20 protein-coding genes are annotated in these 22465 nt (G+C 56.7%); 1 reads left to right on the top strand and 19 read right to left on the bottom strand.

All coding sequences use genetic code 11. The features are described 5' to 3' along the window. Window positions 1–21: 21 nt before the first annotated feature. The 17 genes from astD to tapM all read right to left on the bottom strand — a co-directional run bounded on the left by astD (window position 22) and on the right by tapM (window position 16925). Complete coding sequence (gene astD, locus AAHA39_RS14785) at window positions 22–1491, bottom strand: succinylglutamate-semialdehyde dehydrogenase (RefSeq protein ID WP_320657250.1); 1470 nt, start codon at window positions 1489–1491, stop codon at window positions 22–24. A 72-nt stretch (window positions 1492–1563) separates the two neighbouring features. After that, the gene (gene astA / locus AAHA39_RS14780) at window positions 1564–2583 is read right to left on the bottom strand and encodes an arginine N-succinyltransferase (RefSeq protein ID WP_043850131.1); all 1020 of its coding nucleotides are present in this window, start codon (window positions 2581–2583) and stop codon (window positions 1564–1566) included. Window positions 2584–2658: 75 nt separating this feature from the next. Next, the gene (locus AAHA39_RS14775; RefSeq protein WP_041210025.1) at window positions 2659–3876 is read right to left on the bottom strand and encodes an aspartate aminotransferase family protein; all 1218 of its coding nucleotides are present in this window, start codon (window positions 3874–3876) and stop codon (window positions 2659–2661) included. 276 nt (window positions 3877–4152) lie between these two features. Continuing rightward, window positions 4153–4734: an aminodeoxychorismate synthase component II gene (locus tag AAHA39_RS14770; protein WP_320657251.1), complete on the bottom strand. Its 582-nt coding sequence runs from the start codon at window positions 4732–4734 to the stop codon at window positions 4153–4155. A 21-nt stretch (window positions 4735–4755) separates the two neighbouring features. Beyond that, window positions 4756–4971, bottom strand: a complete 216-nt coding sequence (locus AAHA39_RS14765) for a hypothetical protein (protein ID WP_019446358.1) — start codon at window positions 4969–4971, stop codon at window positions 4756–4758. 119 nt (window positions 4972–5090) lie between these two features. Continuing rightward, entirely contained in the window at window positions 5091–6095 is a 1005-nt protein-coding gene (trpS, locus tag AAHA39_RS14760) for a tryptophan--tRNA ligase (protein ID WP_019446357.1), read from the bottom strand. A gap of 42 nt (window positions 6096–6137) precedes the next feature. Next, a complete protein-coding gene (locus AAHA39_RS14755; protein WP_182925985.1) occupies window positions 6138–6806 on the bottom strand; it encodes a phosphoglycolate phosphatase in 669 nt (222 codons plus the stop codon). Next, window positions 6793–7467 (bottom strand): ribulose-phosphate 3-epimerase, encoded by a 675-nt coding sequence (gene rpe / locus AAHA39_RS14750; protein WP_041210023.1) that lies wholly within the window; start codon window positions 7465–7467, stop codon window positions 6793–6795. Before rpe ends, AAHA39_RS14755 begins: the two co-directional genes overlap by 14 nt. Window positions 7468–7630: 163 nt before the next feature. Further along, window positions 7631–8503, bottom strand: coding sequence for a Dam family site-specific DNA-(adenine-N6)-methyltransferase (locus tag AAHA39_RS14745; RefSeq protein WP_033113856.1), 873 nt, complete (start codon window positions 8501–8503; stop codon window positions 7631–7633). A gap of 70 nt (window positions 8504–8573) precedes the next feature. Next, window positions 8574–10154 (bottom strand): SPOR domain-containing protein, encoded by a 1581-nt coding sequence (locus tag AAHA39_RS14740; RefSeq protein WP_320657252.1) that lies wholly within the window; start codon window positions 10152–10154, stop codon window positions 8574–8576. Beyond that, window positions 10147–11226 (bottom strand): 3-dehydroquinate synthase, encoded by a 1080-nt coding sequence (gene aroB / locus AAHA39_RS14735; RefSeq protein WP_156853139.1) that lies wholly within the window; start codon window positions 11224–11226, stop codon window positions 10147–10149. Before aroB ends, AAHA39_RS14740 begins: the two co-directional genes overlap by 8 nt. Window positions 11227–11240: 14 nt before the next feature. Continuing rightward, a complete protein-coding gene (gene aroK, locus AAHA39_RS14730) occupies window positions 11241–11759 on the bottom strand; it encodes a shikimate kinase AroK (RefSeq protein ID WP_033113859.1) in 519 nt (172 codons plus the stop codon). A gap of 191 nt (window positions 11760–11950) precedes the next feature. Continuing rightward, window positions 11951–14152 (bottom strand): type IV pilus secretin PilQ, encoded by a 2202-nt coding sequence (locus AAHA39_RS14725; protein ID WP_320657253.1) that lies wholly within the window; start codon window positions 14150–14152, stop codon window positions 11951–11953. A 16-nt stretch (window positions 14153–14168) separates the two neighbouring features. After that, window positions 14169–14702, bottom strand: a complete 534-nt coding sequence (locus tag AAHA39_RS14720; RefSeq protein WP_033112648.1) for a pilus assembly protein PilP — start codon at window positions 14700–14702, stop codon at window positions 14169–14171. After that, complete coding sequence (tapO, locus tag AAHA39_RS14715; protein ID WP_033112649.1) at window positions 14702–15298, bottom strand: PilO family type IV pilus biogenesis protein TapO; 597 nt, start codon at window positions 15296–15298, stop codon at window positions 14702–14704. Before tapO ends, AAHA39_RS14720 begins: the two co-directional genes overlap by 1 nt. Next, window positions 15295–15873, bottom strand: coding sequence for a PilN family type IV pilus biogenesis protein TapN (gene tapN, locus AAHA39_RS14710; RefSeq protein WP_041210017.1), 579 nt, complete (start codon window positions 15871–15873; stop codon window positions 15295–15297). The genes tapO and tapN overlap by 4 nt, the downstream gene beginning before the upstream one ends. Further along, window positions 15861–16925, bottom strand: a complete 1065-nt coding sequence (gene tapM / locus AAHA39_RS14705; RefSeq protein ID WP_320657254.1) for a PilM family type IVa pilus assembly protein TapM — start codon at window positions 16923–16925, stop codon at window positions 15861–15863. The genes tapN and tapM overlap by 13 nt, the downstream gene beginning before the upstream one ends. Before the next feature lie 298 nt (window positions 16926–17223). Between tapM and AAHA39_RS14700 the strand changes: the two genes are divergently transcribed. Beyond that, window positions 17224–19683, top strand: a complete 2460-nt coding sequence (locus AAHA39_RS14700) for a penicillin-binding protein 1A (protein WP_104014096.1) — start codon at window positions 17224–17226, stop codon at window positions 19681–19683. A 50-nt stretch (window positions 19684–19733) separates the two neighbouring features. Here AAHA39_RS14700 and oxyR read toward each other — a convergent pair whose 3' ends face one another. Together oxyR and AAHA39_RS14690 are read right to left on the bottom strand one after the other, a co-directional pair. Next, window positions 19734–20633 (bottom strand): DNA-binding transcriptional regulator OxyR, encoded by a 900-nt coding sequence (oxyR, locus tag AAHA39_RS14695; RefSeq protein ID WP_108570795.1) that lies wholly within the window; start codon window positions 20631–20633, stop codon window positions 19734–19736. A 151-nt stretch (window positions 20634–20784) separates the two neighbouring features. Beyond that, window positions 20785–22425 (bottom strand): methyl-accepting chemotaxis protein, encoded by a 1641-nt coding sequence (locus tag AAHA39_RS14690; RefSeq protein WP_320657255.1) that lies wholly within the window; start codon window positions 22423–22425, stop codon window positions 20785–20787. Window positions 22426–22465: the final 40 nt, after the last annotated feature.

Raw genomic sequence — 22465 nt, 5'->3', positions numbered from 1 at the left:
GTGCCCCTTGTAGTTGTCTGTTTAGAAGAAGAGGCCCGGCGAGAGCTGCTCAGGCATAGCCGCCTTGCTGTCTTCCACGGAGGCAACCGGATAGGCACAGTAGTCAGCGGCGTAGTAGGCGCTCGCCCTGTGGTTGCCGGAAGCGCCAATACCGCCAAAAGGCGCGGCACTGGAAGCACCGGTAATGGGCTTGTTCCAGTTGACGATGCCGGCGCGGATCCGCTTGAAGAAGTGATTCCAGTCCGCCTCCTTGTCACCCAGCAGACCGGCCGAGAGGCCGTAGCGGGTAGCATTGGCCAGATCGATGGCCGCATCGAAATCGTCATAGCGAATGAGCTGCAGAAGCGGGCCAAAGTACTCTTCGTCCGGCAGCGTGCTGACCGCAGTCACGTCGATGATGCCCGGGGAGACAAAGCCGGTGCCCGCTTTCAGGTGCTCAAGCACCTGCAGGCTCTCGCCGCCCAGCTGTTGCAGGTTGGCTTGTGCTTCGACCATGCCAATCGCCGCTTTCTCGCTGATCATTGCCCCCATAAACGGCTGTTCGGCGGCGTCGTAGAGGCCGACCTTGATCTTGCCCACCACCTCGACCAGTCGCTTGACCAGGGCATCGCCACGCTCGCCGCGTTCGACAAACAGGCGGCGCGAGCAGGTGCAGCGCTGACCTGAAGTGATGAAGGCAGACTGGACGATGGCATGGACGGCCCCGTCGATGTCACTCACCTCTTTCACGATCAGCGGGTTGTTGCCGCCCATCTCGAGGGCCAGAATTTTGCCCGGCTGGCCGGCAAACTGCTGGTGGAGGAAATGGCCGGTGCGGGAGGAGCCGGTAAAGAAGAGGCCGTCGATATCGGGGTTGCCAGCCAGCGCCTTGCCGGTCTCGACCTCGCCCTGCACCAGATTGATGACTCCTTTGGGCAGCCCGGCTTCCTGCCACACCTTGAGCATGGCTTCCGCCACCATGGGGGTCAGCTCGGAGGGTTTGAACACCACGGCATTGCCCGCGATCAGCGCTGGCACGATATGGCCGTTGGGCAGATGGCCCGGGAAGTTGTAGGGGCCAAAGACCGCCACCACACCGTGGGGCTTGTGACGGACAAACGCCTTGGCGCCCGGCATGGGGTTTTCCACCGTCCCGGTGCGCTCGTCATGGGCGCGGATGGAGATGGCGATCTTGCCCTGCATGGCGGCCACTTCGGTACGGGTCTCCCACAGCGGTTTGCCGGTTTCGCGGGCGATAGTCAGCGCCAACGCCTCCTTGTGCTCACCCAGCAGGTCGGCATAGCGACGCACTATGGTCAGGCGATCCTCGAGATCCATATCAGACCAGTGGTAGAAGGCGGCGCGGGCAGCCTTGACGGCCGCATCGACCTGAGCCGCACTGGCGGCAGCGCCCTGCCAGATCACCTCGTTTTTGGCCGGATCCCGTGACTCGAACGGCTTGCCTTCACCGGCAAGCCACTGACCGTCGATAAATTGCACTAACTGGCTCATCCATTCACTCCCTGTCGCTGACAGGCAGCCTCGGCTGCCTGCTTGATAATCGGTTTGCTGGTCCTGTCTGCCTCAGTCGAGGTCGACTACCCGCACCATGTCGCCATCCTGCACCTTGAGTGCCGCCGCCATCTTGGGCGGGATGATGGCCTCGTGCTTGTCGAGATCGACCCGGATATTGCCGTAGCAGGCGCGGTACTGTTCGAAACGGCTGTTGCAAAGCAGATGGGTGCGGCCGCCGATGGGCTCGCCCACCAGCACTCGCAGTTTCTGGCTGCGACGCACGCTGCGGATGTTCTTCAATTCGCATTCGACCGCCGGCCCCGCATCGAAGATATCGACATAGCCGCGATTCACGAATCCCTCGTCCTGCAGCATCTTGATAGCCGGACGGGTCTTCTCGTGGGTCTGGCCGATAACAGCGCGCGCCTCCTTGCTCAGCAAGTTGACGTAGATGGGGTACTTGGGCATCAGCTCGGCGATAAAGCGCTTCTTGCCGATCCCGGTAAGGTAGTCAACGGTGGGAAAATCCATCGAGAAGAAATGGGTCTGCAGCCACTCGTAGAAGGGGCTGTGGCCATTGCCATCGGAGACGCCGCGCATCTCGGCAAAGACGGTTTCGTCAAACAGCTCCGGGTGCTCGGCCATAAAGAGAAAACGGTGCTTGGAGAGCAGGCGGCCGTTGAGCCCCTCGCGGGCACATTCGCGCAGGAACAGGGTGCAAAGCTCGGTATTGCCGGTGTAGTCATTGGAGAGAGTCAGCGTCTCGACCACATTGTAGATACCGAGTTTGGGCGAAGAGTGCACCACCTTGCCGATGTGGTAGTTGTAAAACGGCTGGGAGAGACCAACAGCCGCATCGATGGCGCAGGTCCCTACCATCTCGCCGGTCTCGAGATCCTCGGCTACGAAGAAGTAGAGGCAGTCCCCCTTGCCGGCCGGCTTGTCGGAAAAAGTCTGGGTGGAAGCATCGATCTTGCGCTGCAGCAGCTCATCGTTGACGGGCAACGAGGTCATGCCGGTGCCGGACTCGATGGCGCAGGTCTTGAGCCCGGCAAAATCTTTTTGCTCGATGGGACGGATAACCAACATAAATGACAACTCCCTTTCATTGACGTCAGGTGGGGTCCCGGCTCCTGCCGGGAGGGCTCCCCACCTCAATTTGGATCAGGCGTTAACCACCTGGGCGACCGCCTTCTCGAAGCGGGCCAACCCCTCCTTGATGTCCGCTTCCGGGATCACCAGCGAAGGAGCAAAACGAACCACGTTGGTGCCGGCAACCAGCGCCATCAGCCCCTGATCGATGGAGGCCAACAGGAAGTCGCGCGAGCGCCCCTTGTACTCTTCGCTCAGAGCGGCGCCCAGCAGCAGCCCCTTGCCGCGGATTTCGCTGAAGCAGTGGTACTTGGCATTGATGGCTTCAAGCCCATCACGGAACAGCTGCTCGCGTTGCTTGATACCCGCCAGCACCTCCGGGGTGTTGATCACATCGATCACCGCTTCCGCCACCGCACAGGCGAGCGGGTTGCCACCGTAAGTAGAGCCGTGAGTGCCCACTTTCAGGTAAGAGGCGATTTCGTTGGTAGTCAGCATGGCGCCGATGGGGAAACCGCCACCCAGTGCCTTGGCGCTGGTGAGGATGTCCGGCGTGACGCCAAGCCCCATATAGGCGTAGAGCTCGCCGGTACGACCGACACCGGACTGTACTTCGTCATAGATGAGCAGGGCATTGTGCTTGTCGCACAGCTCGCGCACCCCTTTGGCAAACTCGTCGGTGGGACGAATGATGCCCCCCTCCCCCTGCAGCGGTTCCATCACCACGGCGCAGGTGTTGTCGGAGATCACGTCAGCCAGCGCGGCCAGATCGTTGTAGGGAACGTGGGTGATGTCACCGGGCTTGGGTCCGAAACCATCGGAGTAGGCAGCCTGACCGCCGACGCTGACGGTAAAGAAGGTGCGACCGTGGAAGCCCTGATTGAAGGCGATGATCTGGGTCTTCTGCTCACCGAACTTCTCGATGGCGTAGCGACGGGCCAGCTTGAGGGCGGCCTCGTTCGCTTCGGCGCCGGAGTTGCAGAAGTAGACCTTGTCGGCAAAGGTGGCGGCGACCAGCTTCTTGGCCAGACGCAGGGCCGGCTCGTTGGTCATCACGTTGGAGAGGTGCCACAGCTTCTCGCCCTGGCTTTTCAGGGCCTCGACCAGCTTGGGATGGCAGTGGCCAAGGCCGTTTACGGCGATGCCCCCGGCAAAGTCGACATACTCGCGACCATCCTGATCCCAGACACGTGATCCTTCGCCACGCACCGGGATGATCTTGGCCGGTGCATAGTTGGGAACCATCACTTCATCAAACACTTCACGTGTCACTGCCAACAACTCTGACATATAGCTCTCCTTCGATTCGGCGACAGAATAATCCACCGCCCAAAAGTTAAATCCGTGTAAACGTGACGGGATTATCACAGAAATAAAGTAAAAAGTCTGTAACAAGAGGGCCTGTAAGGAACAATGTTCGACTGCCCCTGATATTTTAGGCAACCGCATTGCATAACGACTCAGGGGGGCTTGGCAAGAGATAATTTGGGCAGGAGAGGGGGTGAATAAAGTGTCAGAGAAATTTTTTTTGCCTTCTCTCGATATTGAGAAGGCGGTCACAACTTTTTATGAACGGGTCAGAAAATTGGCCAGTAGCAAATGGCCCTGTTCGCTCAAAATACTCTCCGGATGGAACTGCACGCCCTCGATGTTGAGCGTCTTGTGGCGCAGCCCCATGATCTCGTCGAACGAGCCATCTGCATGCTCGCTCCAGGCGGTGATCTCGAAGCAGTCGGGCAGCGTCTCGCGCTCCACCACCAGCGAATGATATCGGGTCACCCGCAGGGGATCCTTGAGGCCGCAGAATACCCCTTCGCCGCGATGGCGAATGAGGGAGGTCTTGCCGTGCATCACCTGACGCGCGCGAATCACGCGGGCACCAAACGCCTGCGCCAGCGACTGATGACCAAGGCAGACGCCGAGAATGGGCAGCTTGCCAGCGAAATGGGTGATGGCGTCGAGAGAGATACCTGCCTCGTTGGGAGTACAGGGGCCGGGAGAGATAACCAGAAAACGGGGAGATAACTGCTCGATATCGGTCAGCGTCAGTTCATCATTGCGTCTGACCTCTACCTCCTGACCCAGCGCACCAAAATATTGCACCAGATTCCAGGTAAAGGAGTCGTAGTTATCAATTAACAGCAACATGAGATAACCAGCAGCGGAGAATTAACGATCGAGAAAACGACCCTGCTCCATTTCCCGCTCACGCTGACATTCGGCCAGATAGATGGCGGCAGCGATGGCAGCGGTCTTGTGATGCTTGTCGATGGCATTGGAGACCATCAATTGCAGTGTATTGAGGTTTTTCGCCTTGCGAAACTTGCGCAGCCAGTGACCTTTGTCACTCAGCTCTTCAATTGAAATATTCGGTTGAACAGACATGGGTACTCTTGGGGATATATCCCGGGTTGGAATAATAAAATCAAACAAAAATAGAGCTGGGGAAAATAAAGAAAGCCAGGCAAATACCCAGCTCTCTTCTACTACACCTTCCCAGTATGTCAGGCTCGAGGAACGAAGCCGACTACATCATATACGCTGGTCAAAGTTTTTTCAGCCCTTTCACGCGCCTTTTGTGCCCCTTCGGCCAAAATCGCAATCAGATGGGCCTCATCCTGACGCAGCTCATTGAAACGGGCCTGAATCGGCTCCAGCAGTGCGACAACCGCCTCGGCGGTTTCGGTCTTGAGGTGACCGTACATCTTGCCTTCAAAATGCTGTTCCAGCTCGGGGATGGAGCGGCCGGTCACACCGGACATCAGGGTCAGCAGGTTGGAGACGCCCGGTTTGTTTTCCGGATCGAAACGAACCACGGCCGGATCGTCGGAGTCGGTCACCGCACGCTTGATCTTCTTGACGATCTGCTTGGGATCTTCCAGCAGGCCGATGAAGTTGGCCTCGTTGTCATCAGACTTGGACATCTTCTTGGTCGGATCCTGCAGGCTCATCACCCGCGCCCCTTCGGTCGGAATGAAGGGCTCCGGCATGGTGAACACCTCACCATAGAGGTTGTTGAAGCGGGTGCAGATATCGCGGGTCAGCTCGAGATGCTGCTTCTGGTCGTTGCCGACCGGCACCTGATTGGCCTGATAGAGCAGAATATCAGCGGCCATCAGCACCGGATAACCGAACAGGCCGACGTTGACGTTGTTCTCGAAACGGGCGGACTTGTCCTTGAACTGGGTCATGCGCGACAGCTCACCCATCTGGGTGTAGCAGTTGAGGATCCAGCCCAGCTCGGCGTGCTGCGGCACGTGAGACTGGATGAAAACGGTGCTCTTCTTGGGATCGATTCCGACCGCCAGATAGAGGGCGGCCGCATCGAGACAGGCCTTGCGCAGGGCAACCGGATCCTGGCGGGTGGTGATGGCATGCAGGTCGACGATGCAGTAGAGACAGTCGTACTCATCCTGCATATTGACCCACTGACGCAACGCGCCCATGTAGTTGCCGATGGTCAGCTGACCGGAGGGCTGCGCCCCGCTCAATACGATTGGTTTGGTCATAAGAGTAGTAATCCTTGTAATTCAGCCAGTCCGGCGGCGCGCTTAGCTCAGCAGCGCATCGAGCTGGGAAAAGTGTTCGAACACCCAGTCGGGCCGGGAGTCGGCAATGGGGCGGCCATAGTTGTAACCGTAGGTGAGCCCCACCACCTTCATGCCGGCCGCCTTGGCAGCCAGCACATCATTTTCGGAGTCACCCACCATCAGGGTACGAGCCGGACTCACCCCCAGCTCCTGGCAGGCGTGCAGCAAGGGCTCCGGACTCGGTTTCTTGACCGGCACGCAGTTGCCGCCAAGCCAGAGTTCGAAGCAATCGCTGATGCCAAGGGCATCGAGGATAGGGGCCACGAAATCGCTCGGCTTGTTGGTGACGATCGCCTGCTTGTAGCCCAGGGTTTGCAAGCGGCGCAGACTCCGGGCAACCCCATCATACATGGCCAATCCCTGCAGCAAACAGGCGTTGTAGTGCTGGAAAAAGATCGGACGGGCCTTGGCAAACAGCTCGGGGTCGGCCTCGCGATAGGCAAGGGCCCGCTGGATCAGCTTGTCGGCACCATTGCCGACCCAGGTACGAATAACCGCTTCATCAGCTTGTTCCAGACCCAGATCAGCCAGAGTCAGATTGACTGCCAGCGCCAGTTGGGCGGCGCTGTCGATCAGGGTGCCGTCCAGGTCGAACAGCACCAGATCAAATGCGCGCTCAGCGTTTGACATGAGCCAGCTCCGCACGCATCTGGTCGATCACCGCTTTGTAATCGGGCTTGCCGAAGATGGCAGAGCCGGCGACGAACATGTCGGCACCCGCTTCGGCGATTTCACGGATATTGTCGACCTTGACCCCACCATCGATCTCGAGGCGAATGTCACGGCCGCTCTCGTCGATCAGACGACGCACCTGACGCAGCTTGTCGAGGGTCCCGGGGATGAAGCTCTGGCCACCGAAGCCCGGGTTGACCGACATCAGCAGGATCACATCCAGCTTGTCCATCACATACTCGAGGCAGGAGAGTGAGGTGGCCGGATTGAGCACCAGACCGGCCTGGCAGCCCATCTCCTTGATCAGGCCCAAAGAGCGGTCAACGTGGTCGGAGGCTTCCGGATGGAAGGTGATGAGGGAAGCACCCGCCTTGGCAAAATCGGGAATGATGCGATCCACTGGCTTGACCATCAGATGCACGTCGATGGGGGCCTCGATACCAAAGTCACGCAGCGCCTGACAAACCATGGGGCCAATGGTCAGGTTGGGGACATAGTGGTTGTCCATCACGTCGAAGTGAACCACGTCGGCACCGGCAGCCAGTACCTTGGCTACGTCGTCACCCAGACGGGCAAAATCGGCAGAGAGGATCGAGGGGGCAATCAGAAAGTCTTTCATCAGCATCATCCATTGGCAGCCAGGGAGAAAAAGCGGCGCAATTTTAACGTAAATGGCGGGCGAAAACGACTCGAAACCGGGAGAAATGGGGCAATCCCCTACCCTGCTTCCATTCAGGTCGGCTCGCCAAACAAAAACGGCCCCCGAAGGTGCCGTCTTGTTGCTAGCTCAGCGGCAGCAGCTCGCTGTCGCTGGGGTAGTAGCCCTGCTCAGGTTCGATTCCGGGCGGATAGAGCGCCAGCAACTCGGCCACCTTGTTGCGGGTACCGCCGTTACGGCTGATGGTGCGCTTGACCAGGATCTCGTCGAGACGGGCGCCGCGATAGAGCTCGCGGGTCAGTTCGATGTCGTGATTGCTGATCAGAACAGGCACGCCCTTATGGGCCGCGGTGTGCCGCGCCAGACGGGCAAGTACCGCCTGATCGTCCAGCGTAAAGCCGCCGGCTGCATAGGTGGTGAAGCTCGCCGTGGTCGAGAGCGGCGCATAGGGAGGATCGCAGTAAATAACCCAATCCTCTTCGGCCCGCTTGATGGCATCGGCGTAGCTTTCGCAGATAAAGGTCGCTTTCTGTGCCTTCTCGGCAAAGGCCCACAGCTCCTTCTCCGGGAAGTAGGGCTTTTTGTAGGAACCAAACGGGACGTTGAAGCCCCCCTTCTTGTTGTAACGGCACAGGCCATTGAAGCCGTGGCGGTTGAGGAAGAGGAACAGCAGGGAGCGCTCGAAGCTGGTATCGGTCTGGTTGAACTGGGTTCGCAGCCGGTAGTAGGCAGCCTTGTGGTTATGCTCGGCCACAAACAGCTTGCGCGCTTCGTCGATGAAATGATCCGGTGTCTCTTTGAGATGGTTATAGAGGGCGATCAGATCCGGATTGATGTCATTGAGCACATAGGCGTCGTAGTCGGTATTGAGAAAAACAGAACCGGCCCCGACGAAAGGCTCCAGCAACACACGCCCGGCTGGCAAACGCTCGGCGATCTCTTCAACCAGGGAGTATTTTCCCCCGGCCCATTTTAAAAAAGCGCGTGTTTTTTTCATGGAAATCCGGTGTGTAAGAAGGCAAGACCCAAAAAGGGGGTCGATTCTACCCCCTTATCCGGTATCAAGGCTATTGCTTCAGCTCTTTTTGTACCTGTGCAAACGACTTGGGCCAGGGCTGCCCTTTCAGCAGCTCGGGGGAGAGTTTGCGAATGGCGCTTTTGGCCTGGCTCAAACCAGCGTAATCCCCCTGCAGAACCACATACCAGGGGCTACCGCGGAACTTGGTCTGATAGACCCACACCTTGCCCGCCAAACCATGCTCGGCAACAAACTGATCCACCGCCTTGGTGTTGCTCGCCCCCATCAACTGGATGCTGTAGTGGTTGCGCGGCTTCTTGGTGAGAGTCGCCACGGGCGTGAGCTCCACCTTGGGCGCTGGCGCGGCGGCCGGTTCACTGCGGGTGGTTGCCGCAGGCGTAGCAGTTTTGCTCGCTGCGGTAACCGGCGCACTGGTCACTGCCTTGGCAGTGGTCGTGGCCGTGCCAGTCGCACCAGCACCACTCGCCACCGCAGGGCCTTTGCCGGTCAGCTCGTCAACCACATCGGTCGGCAATGCACCGCTCACCTTGGGCTCGCTCATCAGCTTTTGCACCACCTCATCGGAGATCACCACCCGGCGCCCCTCGTAGTTGGTGGATTCGGTCGTGACGGTATCGCTGTCGACCGACTTGGGCAGTACCTTGGCCTCCGGCTGCCAATCCTTCACTACGCCAGTGGCACTGCTTGCACCGCCGCTGCCATTATCCTGCGCAGCCTGCTGGCTGCTATTGCCACTGCCGACGGTCAGGGGATCGCCGCCTGAAACCTGAATGGGCAAGGGGGTTGTCTGAGCCGGGTCTTGCATGGCAGGTTTGCTGTCGCTGCTAAACAGCGCAGGCAGCAGATAGCTCATCGCCAGCAGACCACCAGCCACCACCGCGATGACGGTGGCAATCTTCTTGACGGGCAACTCGGCCTGGCGCTTCTTGGGCCTTCTGTCGGTCATGATATCCTCCAATAACTGCATGATGGTGGACGGATGTCCATTCGCCGTAGTCAGGATCTCTTCCACTTTGACCTTGGGCAAGAGGGTCGTGGGGATCTTGAGCTCTTTGGCCTTTTCATACAAGAAGATGCGTTGCTCCGGTGGGCTCAGTGGCGGCACCTCCAGCTCCAGCGCCGGCATGGCTCGCCCTTTGAGCAGAGGCCGCTGGCTGCGACACCAGTGATCGCTCCCGGAGACGATGATGGCCAGGCGATGCGGTGCCGCCAGCGTATCGTTGTGGCGGCTGATGGCCCACAGCTCACCCAGCAGCTCGGCAGGCAGCTCGTCTGCCCGCTCAATCATCAGCAACAGGGTGGCAGGTTTGCTCCCCTCCAGCATGCGAAAGAAGCTGTCAGCCAGCGCATCCTGCGGGTTGAACAACGGGCGGGCCACCACTTGAGGCAACAGCAGTTGACGCACATCCACCATCTTCATGGCAGGAGTGCCTATCAGGCTGACGACGCGTACTTTTTCCGGCAGTTTGCCGAGCAATGACTCGCAGAGGGTACCGCGACCGCTCCCGGGCTTGCCGGAGAGAAAGATAAAAGGGTGATTGAACTCAATCAGATGCAGCAGCCGGTCAACCAGCTGCCGCTGGGAAGGAAATTGAAGGAGTTTACTCACGACCTGACTCGATCACCGCCAACAGCTCTGCGTCGGAGACATCTGCAACCACCTGTGCATGACCGATACCGACCGGCAAAACCAGACGCAGCTTGCCTTCCAGTACTTTCTTGTCGCGACGCATATGGCGAATAAAAGCAGCAAAATCCATCTCGGCCGGTGCCTTGATCGGCAAGTTTGCCGCCAGCAGCAGAGCGCGAACGCGAGCAACTTCCAGCTCGGTCATCTCGCCACGGGCCTGAGCCGTCCAGGCAGCCAGCATAATACCGGCCGCCACCGCTTCACCGTGCAGCCAGTTGCCGTAGCCCTGTTCCGCTTCGATAGCATGACCAAAGGTGTGGCCCAGATTGAGCAGTGCTCGTACGCCATGCTCGGTCTCGTCCTGACCGACCACATCCGCCTTGATCTGGCAGCAGCGCTTGATGGCGTAGGCCAGCGCGGCAGGATCAAGCTGTTGCAGCAGAACCATGTTCTGCTCCAGCCAGCTGAAGAAATCAGCATCCCAAATGATGCCGTACTTGATCACCTCGGCCATCCCTGCGGCAAATTCGCGGGCGGGCAAGGTACTCAGACATTCGGTATCGATAACAACTTGTTTGGGCTGATAAAAAGCCCCAATCATGTTCTTGCCGAGGGGGTGGTTGACAGCGGTTTTACCGCCCACAGAGGAGTCAACCTGGGAGAGCAGGGTGGTCGGGATCTGGATAAAAGGAATGCCACGTTGATAGCTTGCTGCCGCAAAGCCCACCACATCCCCGATCACACCGCCCCCCAGAGCGATCAGTGTCGTATCGCGCCCATGGTTGGTTTCAAGCAGAGCAGACATGATCTGCTCGAAGGTTGCCAGGTTCTTGTAAGCCTCGCCATCCGGCAGGATCAGGTGCTCGACCTGAAAACCGGAGAGTCGGGAGGTAACCAGCTCAAGATAGAGCGGGGCAACGACCGTGTTGGTCACTATCATTACCCGCTTGCCCTTGATAGCCGATGTCAGCACATCAGCACGCTGCAACAAGCCTGCAGCTATCTCGATGGGATAGCTGCGTTCACCCAATTCAACCTTCAACCGTTCCATGGACGTCCTCTTGTTTACATACCGATCAGCTTGACGATTTGATTGGCAACCACTTTTGCACTCTGCTCATCGGTATGCACAACAAAGTCGGCAACCTCTTCATACAGGGCATTACGCTCTTGTGCCAAACGCTCAAGCACTTCACGAGCTGGCTCTTCGGTCTGCAGCAGAGGGCGACGCTTGTCGCGTTGTGTACGCGCCAGCTGCTTTTCAATGGTGGTTTCGAGGTAGACCACGATGCCACGAGCAGAGAGTTTATTGCGAGTTTCGCGACTCTTGATGGCACCGCCACCGGTCGCCAGCACGATACCCTGCTGTTCGGACAGCTCGCCGATCACCTTCTCTTCGCGGATCCGAAAACCCTCTTCGCCTTCAACATCGAACACCCAGCTGATATCAGCACCACTGCGGCGCTCAATCTCATGATCTGAGTCGAAAAACTCCATGTGCAGTTGTTCTGCCAGATGTCTACCTATGGTGCTCTTGCCCGCACCCATGGGACCTATCAGGAAAATATTGCGTTTCTCAGCCATGTCTTTTCGTTAGTAATTACAAACTGTACGACCCCGATAAATACTGGATCGGGGTACCTGTGAACCTTATCTTGCGATGGATCAGGTGGGGGATTATCTCAATAGAAATCGGGACTGGCAACCGCAGCCCTTACGCCCCAGCCTTGTTGGGGCGTAAGGTTATATGTGTTTTACCCTCACATGTAAAGCATTCAAAAAGCGTCGGTGACTATCTTGGGTGTGACGAAAATCAGCAGCTCACGCTTTTTGTTCTCGCTGGTTGTCTTGCGAAACAGGGCCCCCAATCCGGGAATATCCCCCAGTAGCGGCACCTTGGTCACATCGCTCTTGATGGTCTGTTGGTAGATACCGCCAAGCACCAGGGTCTCGCCATTGTTCACCAGCACCTGGGTGGTGATGGACTGGGCGTTGATGGATACCGCATCGCCAGTGCCGGTCGGCACTGTCTCACCCTTGGTATCCTGCGTCACGGTCAGATCGAGGATCACCCGGTTGTCGGGAGTGATCTGCGGAGTCACCTTCAGACTCAGTACCGCCTTTTTGAAGGTAACAGAGGTAGCACCACTGGAAGAGGACTCCACATAGGGGATCTCGGTACCCTGCTCAATCAGCGCCGGTTTCTGGTTGGCGGTGGTTACCCGGGGGCTTGCGATGATTTCGGCCTTGCTCTCCTTCTCCAGCGCAGAGAGTTCAAGGTCCAGAAGCGTGCCATCAGCCAGACGAGCCACCTGAAAGGCCAGTGTGCCTGCAGCATTGGTCACAGGCAGATTGACGTTCATACGATCATCAACGGTAGGTCTGGTAATCGCCGACGTACCGTTGTTATTACCCGAAGTATCGTTACCTTGGATGGAGCCCGAGGTGCTGTTGCCATGGCCATCATTCTTGGTCACTCCCCAACGCACCCCGAGCGCCTCATCGAAGCCGTCGTCAATGGTCACCATGCGAGCTTCAATAACGACCTGCTTGACAGGTATATCGAGAATATCCAGCATTCGCTTGATATTGCTGATCACCTCAGCCGTATCCTTTACCACCAGCACGTTGGTACGCTCGTCCACACTGACCGCACCGCGGGACGAGAGCAGCTTGGTACTCTGGGAGGAGAGCAACGCCGCGACTTCAGATGCTTTGGCATAGTTGATCTGCAGATATTCGGTGTAAAGCGGTGCCAGATCAGCAACCTGATTGCGACTCTCCAACTGCTGTTTCTCGCGAGTAGCAATCTCGTCAGCAGGAGCAACCAGCAGAATATTGTTGTCCAGCCGCTTATCCAGCCCACGCACCTTCAGGATGATATCGAGTGCCTGCTCCCAGGGTACGCCATCAAGACGCAGCGTGATGTTACCGGACACCGAATCGGTGGTAACCAGATTTAGGTTATTGAAGTCAGCAATGAGCTGCAGCACGGTCCTTACAGGAATATCCTGAAAGTTCAATGAGATGGGTTTTCCTTGATACTGCTTGGAACCAGCCGCAGCCGTGCGCTTTTTCACCTCGATAGTGAACATTTTGTCTGCCTGATCATAACGATAATCAAACTGACCATTTACCGATAATTCGAACAGGGTATCACTGCCCTGACGGGACACTTCGACCTGAGAAACCGGGGTCGCGAAATCCTGCACATTGATAAGGTTGAGCAAGCCGTCAGGCACGCTGGTACCGTGGAATTTGGCCATCACAGTCTGGCCGCGACTGCTCACATCCACCGCTGCGGAGCTGTTGTCCAGTGTTACCAGAAACTCGCCCTGACCATCCTTGCCACGACGAAAATCAACGCCAGTTACCGTATTGAAATAGGCGCCACTGCCGCTGTTCTGATAATTATTGAGAACGGGTTTGGCTGAGGACGTTGAGGCCGCCTGCGGTTGAATAGACTGCGAACTGGCTACAACGTTGGAATTGATCAATGCCGATGTGGTGACAGGCGTTGCTGAAGTAGAAGCAGGTGTCGCAGCTGGGGTCAGCAGAGCACTCTGTGCACTAAAAGACGCAGTTGATGCCCCCTCCCCCAGCGATACCAGCAATTTGCTCCCCTGCTGCTGTACCTGGTAGGGGGCCAGCTGATCAAGCGCGATCTTGATATCAAGTCCGGCGCCTTTACCCTCCACCTTGATGTTATCAACCCCCTGTCTCTGGATTGGTAACGGATTGACCTTGAGGGCACCTACTGCACCGGGAATATGTAACAGTAGCTGATTGGGTTGGTAAGAGAGACGATCGGTAAAACTGCTGACTGGTTCACTAAAACTCAATTCAAGCTGCAGTTGGTCAGCAAGCAGAGGATTGACCTTGATCTCTTGCAGGGTTGCAACCGCCCAGGCCTGGGTAAAGGCACTGGCACAAAACAGCAGGGCCACCTTGGTTACATGTTCCATTGTTCTTCTCATTGCTGCTCATCCCTGATTATTGTTTTGCCTGCGTATTGGCCATGGCCAACTGGGTTTCTCTTGTTACCCAGCACCCCTTCCCATCCGGTATGGTTTCCAGCAAATCCACTGCAGTATCGGTAATTTTGATGACCCGCCCCTGATCAAGCCCCATATACTGGTTTAGCCCGACCCGCATAGACTGACCATCGGGAGTTCGGATCAACGCCCACAATTGTCCGGCCTTGGCCAATGAACCTTGCATCGACAGGCTGGCCAACGAGTAATTCTCCAGCACCTCTTTTTCCCGATCGCTTACTACTTGTGCACAATCAGGCTTTAGCTTGGCACTATTCTCTGCCCCACTGCTCGCCTCGGGCTGAGGCATCATGAAGGGACTACGCAACTCCTGTTGTTGGTAGTGCATGGGAGAAAATGGCTTGAGCTCCGGCAATGGTTCAATGGGGATTGGCGGCCTTGCTTTAACGTCGGCAATATAGGAATCCATGTCCTCCTGGCCACCACACCCCGCCAGCAGGAGAGCAGGTAACAACCAGCAGATACGCTTCATTATTTAGACCCCACTGTTTTGCCGTTATATTTGTAGGTCTTGGCCAGCATCGACATCGAGATCAGGTCTCCCGAATCCTTGTTCTGATCGAGCGTAAAGGAGTCGAGGATGACGATGCGAGGTAACGCCGCCATGTCAGCCGTGAACTTGCCAAGTTCATGATAGGTTCCTACCACCTCGATACGCATGGGAAGCTCGGTCGAAAATTCGTGTTTCACCTCAGGTTCCCAATTAATTCGATTCAGCTTCAAGCCGTTATCAGTGGCAATAAAACTGATGTCATCCAGCAACCCCGCTACTTCATGAGTATTGGGCAGCTGCTTAAGCTGGGTATCAACCAGATGCTCCAGCTCAACCATCTGAGCCTTGTATACCCCCAAGTTCGCAGCAAGCATCGCTTTGCTCTCAAACTGAGACTTCAGTTCAGTCTCCTTCTCCGTTTCTTGTGTCAGCACAGCCAGTGAATTGGCTATCACGTAGTAGTAGAGGAGCCCACCAGTCAACACACAGCAAAACAGAATAAAGATCACTTTTGCAGCCTTGGGCCAGCTCGCTATGTTGTTGAAATCCAGCTCATTGAGTTGCTGCAGATTCATTTTTTCTCCTTGTTCGCATCATCGGCAGCTGCCGCATTGTTGGCGATAAGGAACATCATGGAAAACTGACTGAGGGAAACAGGCTCAACGTCGGCAGTAAAAATAGTGCTGATCTTGGACTGCCCCAGCCAACCGGAAGCATCAATCCTGCGCATCATGCTGGCTACCCGACCATATGCCTCCGTCTTGCCATTTACATCTATCGTATTGTTCTGCAAGGCGAGAGTGTTGAGATAAACCCCGTTAGGCACCAAAGATGGCAGTTGGTTGAAGAGGCGAACCGGCAAGTTGCGGCGCATCTGCAACTGCTCAATCAGTTGCATTCTGTCGATCAGCTCTTTGCGCCGCTCCTTGAGCAACCGGATCTCACCCAGATGCGCATCCAAAATAGCCATCTCCTGAACAAGACGCTGATTTCGCTGCTGCTGTGAGCCCACCTGATGTTCAACCAACCAGTCGACAAAAAACCCGAGTGCAACCGTCGCCAGCACAAAGGCTCCCAATAAGACACCGAACTGTTTCTTCTGGCGCTGTGCTCGTACCTCGCGCCAGGGCAGGAGGTTTATATTTGACATGGAGTGAAACTCCTCAAGGCCAGCCCGAAAGCAGTCATATATTTGGCACCATGTGACTGCTCGACTTCACTTTTGGGTTTGCCAAACAAGGCAAAGAGATCCGGGTGCAATACCTCGCAGTTGACTTCCTCTTTCAGCTGCACCACCAGGCCCGGCAACAGGCTCCCTCCACCGCTCAACACCAGCCTGGACACTTCCCGATAGCCGGAAGAGCTGCAAAAGAGTTGAATATTGCGGCGAACCTGCTGAAGCAGTGAGTTGATATGGGGCATCAGTACATCCAGTTCGTGATCCACCGGTAGCGTGCCCTTGGTCTTGGCCTGCTCTGCTTCTTCCAGCGTCATGCCATAAAAGGAGGAGAGTGCCTGGCTATATTGATCGCCACCGAAGTTTTGCAGCCGGGAGTAGATAACCTCTCCCTTAACCAGTGCAGCAAAGGTCATTGAGGTGGCACCGATATCAATTACCCCCACAGGCCGTTCGTTTTCCAGCAGCTCAGGCAGACAAGTCACCACAGCACGTCCCAGTGCGTGTGACCCGATATCAACCACTTTGACCATAAAACCTGACTCTGAAAGCGCACTAACCCTGCCATTCACACTTTCGGTTCGTGCTGCACTCAGCAGCACATCAAGACGTTCTTCATTGTTAAGACTATTACCCAGCACCTCAAAATCGAGGCTGACCTCATCAAGCGGAAAAGGAATGATTTGCTCGGCCTCGAGCTGAACCTGATTCTCCAGTTCCTTATCGCTGAGAGCGGCATCAAGTTGAATAACTTTGGTGATCACATTGGAACCAGTCACAGCCGTGGCGGCATAGTCGCTGTTACCGGGGAGCAGGCGTTTAAGGCTTTTGAGGGACTGGCTGACTCGCTCGATATCCTGTAACTGGTAATCCACCAGTGTCCCCTTCGGGGTAACGATATCTGCGACGGAATCGATATGCAGCTTGCCGGGACGTCCACTGAGGGTGACCGCCTTGATGGTCTGACTGCCAAAATCAACGCCCACCAACGGGAGGAGGGATCCCTTGTTGAATAGCCCAAACATATACACATCCATGCGTTATTGGGTTTGGTTTCTGGGTTGAGTGTAGGACAGCCCACCCGAAGAGGTCTTTGGCTATCCTAAATGCTCTATCTATCAATGTCATAAAGTTTATACCGAAAAGTGACTTGCCTCGCTTTCTTAATCGGAAGGCGTCTCCTTGGTTATTGCGCCCCGGAGTGCTAACCTCTCGCATCCTTCGAGGTGGGTGGCTCGCCACAGGAAAACCTCGAATTCCAGATAGCAAAAGGGCTATACTCTGCGCCCGTTGGCTAATTTTAAGACGATTGGTAGTTCTTCCATGCTGAAATGGCTCGTTCGCCTGTTTATTGTCATGATGCTGGGTGCTGTGCTGGGTGTTGCCAGCCTCATCGGTATCTACTTCTACATCAAGCCTCAACTGCCTGACGTTACTGCACTGCGTGACGTCAAACTGGCAACTCCGATGCGGGTCTATAGTCGTGATGGCGAGTTGATCGCCCAATATGGCGAGATCCGTCGCATTCCGTTGCGTCTGGATGAAATTCCAAAGCCGATGATCGATGCCGTGCTGGCAACGGAAGATGCCCGCTTCTATGAGCACCCGGGGATCGACCCCATCGGCATCCTGCGCGCAGCAACTGTCTGGGCTGTCTCCGGCCAAGCCCGTCAGGGTGCCAGTACCATCACCCAGCAGGTTGCCCGCAACTTCTTCCTGAGCAACGAGAAGACCCTGATCCGCAAGATCAAGGAGGTCTTCCTTGCCTGGCGGATTGAGCAAAACCTCTCCAAAGATGAGATCCTCGAGCTCTATCTCAACAAGATTCCCCTTGGTTACCGTGCATTTGGTGTCGGCGCAGCAGCCCAGGTCTACTTCGGTAAAGAAGTAAAAGATTTGGGACTCGACGAGATCGCCATCATCGCCGGTCTGCCAAAGGCCCCCTCCATGCTCAACCCAATCCGTTCGCCGGAGCGCGCCTTTGCACGCCGCAATGTGGTGCTGGGTCGGATGCTGGAAACAGGCAAGATCACTCAGGCCCAGTTTGACGAAGCCTCCAAGATGCCGATCAAGGCTCGTTATCACGGCGCCGAAGTGACCCTGCATGCCCCCTATCTGGGTGAGATGGTGCGCCAGAAAATGGTCGAGCAGTTTGGTGAAGATGCCTACACCATGGGCCTGCATGTCTACACCACCGTCTCTGCCGAACGTCAGCGCGCGGCCAGACAGGCCCTGCTGGATGGTGTCTTTGCCTACGACATGCGCCACGGCTACCGCGGACCGAGCGAACAATTGTGGAAAGCTGGCGAGCCGAGCTGGGACTACGAGCAGATCGTCGCCCATCTGGCCAAACAGCCTACCTATGATCCGCTGATGGCTGCCGTCGTCACCAAGCTGGATGACCGTAATGCCACCCTGGTTCTAAAAAATGGCAAAGAAGCCACCCTTGGCTGGAATGGCATCAAGTGGGCTCGCGCCTTTATTACCGACGACCGCCAGGGCTATGCCCCCAAATCAGCGCGGGATGTGTTGAAAGTGGGCGCCCGGATCTGGGTTCGCGAGCAGGGCGAAGAGCTGCTGCTGGCTCAAATCCCGGATGTCAACGCGGCACTGGTTGCCATGAACCCGAAAAATGGTGCGCTGGAAGCGCTGGTCGGTGGCTTCAGCTTCGAACTCTCCAAGTTCAACCGGGTTGATCAAGCACGTCGCCAGATTGGTTCCAACATCAAGCCTTTCCTCTATGCCACCGCGCTGGAGCATGGTTATACCCTGGCGTCACTAATCAACGACGCCCCGATCAACCAGTGGGATCCCTCCAAGGGGCCAATGTGGCAACCCAAAAACTCGCCGGCCGTCTACGATGGTCCGACACCGCTGCGTTTGGGTCTCGCCAAGTCCAAGAACGTCATGTCGGTACGTCTGATGCGCGCCATTGGCCTCGATACCTATATCGACGGCCTGACCCGCTTCGGTTTCCCGCGCGACTTCATTTCACCTCATGAAGCATTGGCGCTGGGCGCTGCCGAATTCACGCCTCTTGAAGTGGTGCGCGGCTACTCGGTACTGGCCAACGGCGGTTTCCTTGTCACCCCTTACTTTATCGACAAGGTAACCGACAGCCAGGAGAACACCCTCTATCAAGCCAATCCGGCGATCGCCTGCACCACCTGCGAACAGCAGAGCGACCCGCAGCAGCAGACCGTACAAACTGCACCTGCCACTGAAGGAGCTGCACCCAGTGCCACTGCTGCCATAGCTCCGCATACCATCAGTGCCCAGAGCTCTTTCCTCATTACCGATACCCTGAGCACCGCCATCTGGGGTGGTAACGGTTGGCGCGGTACCGGCTGGCGTGCAGCGCGTGACCTGAAGCGTCACGATATTTCCGGTAAAACCGGTACCACCAACGAATCTCGTGATGCCTGGTTCTCCGGCTATACCCCGGATATTGTCGCCACATCCTGGATCGGGTTTGACAACCACCAGCGTGGTCTGGGCCGTGCCGAGTTTGGTGGTGGCGCAGCTCAGCCTATCTGGATCGACTTCATGAAGGTGGCGCTCAAGAATATCCCCGAGCACAAGATGCCGGTGCCGGAAGGGATCATGACCGTCAAGATTGACAGTGAGACAGGACTGCTGGCCACAGGTGGCGGTACCGATGAATACTTCAAGGAAGGAACCGAACCGACCCGCTATGCGACACCGACCTCTGATGGCAATCAGGTGTATGGCGGAGATAATCCGAATGTAGAAGGCCCCGTCTCCACCGACGATATCTTCTAAATCAGCTCAAATGGTTCAAATCAAACCGGCAGCCTGCGCTGCCGGTTTTTTTATTGCGCCAGAGCGACCTTCATCAAGCCCGCGATTTTGGTTGCCAGTTCATTGAAACATGGGCGACGTACCGAGTAGTGACGGTAGAGCAAAGAGATCGTGCGACCGGGAACCGGATCGATAACAGGTCGATAACTGACGCCCCCTTCATCACGATCGGCAGGCACGGCCAGACGGGGGATAAGGGTCATGCCACTACCAGCAGCCACCATGTTGCGCAGTGTCTCCAGACTGGTTCCCTTGAACCGCTGATCCTCACCGATGCCGCCGGCAAAGCAGAAGCCCATAGCTTGATCCCGCAGGCAGTGGCCATCCTCCAGCATCAGCAACTTTTTGCCCTTGAGATGTCCGAGCGGCACCTCTTTGGCTCTTGCCTCCGGGTGCTGGCAAGGCACTGCCAGCCACATCGGTTCGTGATAAAGCGGGATAGAGCCAAAGCCCTCCATGCCAGCCATCTCGGCCAGAATGACGCAATCCAGCTCTCCCTCCTCCAGCCGCTTGAGCAAGCTCTGGGTTTGCTCTTCATAGAGGTAGAATTCCAGCTGGGGGAAGCTCTCGCGCAGGGCTTGAATGATACGGGGCAACAGGTAAGGCCCCACCGTCGGGATAAATCCGATATGGATCTCCCCCGACATGGGTTCTGAAAAATGCTGGCCGATACTCTTGAGCTCACGCACTTCCTTGAGCACACGTCTCGCCTGCTGGGCCATGGCATCCCCTGCAGGGGTAAACAGAACCTTGCGTGAGGTGCGCTCAATCAGGATCACCCCGAGTTCATCCTCCAGCTTGCGTAGCTGGCCGCTCAGGGTTGGCTGGCTGACAAAGCAGCGCTCGGCCGCCTTGCGAAAGTGCTTTTCCTCATCCAGTGCCACCAGATATTCGAGATCACGAAGGTTCATACAGCAAGGGTCCTGCCCGGCAAATGGGTCAACAGAATGCCCAATATACGCACCAGGAACAAGCTATCGCCATCCCAGGGCTTACGACATCTTACTGCGCTAATAAAAAAGGCCGACAACCTTGCGGTTGTCGGCCTTGCTTTTGTAACAATCAAACCCGGAAACGGCGTACCATCTCCTGCAGCTGGGTCGCCAGATGGTTCAGTTCGTTGCACGCCTGCGCCATCTGGGTTGCACCGGAAGCGACCTCCTCGGAGGCGTGGCTGATATTGACCACGTTGCGGTTGAGCTCCTCGCTCACCGCCCCCTGCTCTTCGGTCGCTGTCGCGATCTGGATATTCATGTGAGAGATGCTGCTGACCGAACCACTGATCTGGGAGATTGACTCGCCAGCTTCCCGCGCCGTGGCCACAGTGGTATTCATCAGATCCTGGCTCTGCTGCATGGTGCTGCCAGCCTGCTCGGCACGCTGTTGCAGCTCGGCAATGATGTTGTTGATCTGGGAAGTGGAGTCTTGGGTACGTTTGGCCAGGGTTCTCACCTCGTCCGCCACCACCGCAAACCCGCGCCCCTGTTCACCGGCACGGGCAGCCTCGATAGCCGCGTTAAGCGCCAGCAGGTTGGTCTGCTCGGCAATGCCGCGGATCACTTCCAGCACCATGCCGATGTTGCGACTGTCATCACCCAACTGGCGGATCACCACCGCGGTACTCTCGATAGCACTCGCCACCCGCTCAATGCGCTGGATGGAGTCATTGACTGTCTTGGCCCCCAGTTCAGCAGTTTCACTGGCAGAAGTGGCCGCACTGGCGGCATCGCTGGTGTTGCGCGATACCTCCTGCACTGTGGCTTGCATCTCGTTCATCGCCGTTGCCAGCTGATTGAGTTCATGCTGCTGGGAATGCATGTTGTTGGCAGACTGGCTGGCGACCGAGCTAATCTCCTCGGCAGCCGAACTCAGTTGCACCACGGAACCTGATACTTCGCTGACCAGAGTTCGCAAATTGGTCTGCATCTCGCCAAACCCCTTGGCCAGCGTTCCCAATTCGTCGTTGTTGAACTGTTGCATATCAATGCGAGAGGTGAGATCCCCGGCAGAGACTCTGCGAGTCTGCTCAAGGAGAGCCATCACCGGATTGCGGATCTGGCCGGTCAGCAACCAGGCAATCACCACGACAAAGCCAAGGGTGATCAGGCTGACGACGATGCTCATGGTTCTGGCACTGTCGTAAAGATCGGCCACCCCTTTGGTCATCTGCTCGGCGATTTCATTGTTGATTTCGCGCAGTCGCAGTGATTTGGCCCCTGCCTCTTCCAACGCAGCTCTCGTCTCGTTTTTGCGCAGACTTCTGACTTTATCGAGATCACCGGCAGCAAACGCATTGACCAACTCCTCATGCACCAAGAAATATTTGGCGCCAGCACTCAGCAGTTGCTCATAGGTCTGCTTTTCTTCATCGGTAGTAAAAGGCATTGCACCATATTTTTGAGCCGCAGTATCAAACGCCTGCTTGGCCTTGTTGAAAGTGAGCGTCCGTTCACTCACCTCCTGCGCATCCTTGTTGAGCCCCGCAATCACCTGAGACAGCTCGGAGCGACGAGCATCCAGAATGGCCACGTGCATCTGGCTGGCATAGCGGGTGGAAGGCAGCAAATTGGTGGTAATGGTTTCGGTATCACCGTAGAGCTTGGCCAACTGGCTGATGGAGAACCAGGCCAAGCCCAGAACCAGCAAAGCCAGAATGGCAAATCCAGCACTCAGCTTCTGACCAATAGACATGTTTTTGAACATAGGAGGGGTTCCTTGAAATAGGTCTTCACTCCCGCGACAT

It is taken from the genome of Aeromonas sp. SE22, assembly GCF_038739755.1.
In the GTDB taxonomy this organism is placed as follows: Bacteria; Pseudomonadota; Gammaproteobacteria; order Enterobacterales; family Aeromonadaceae; genus Aeromonas; species Aeromonas jandaei.
This window is presented reverse-complemented; position numbering and strand designations above follow the sequence as displayed.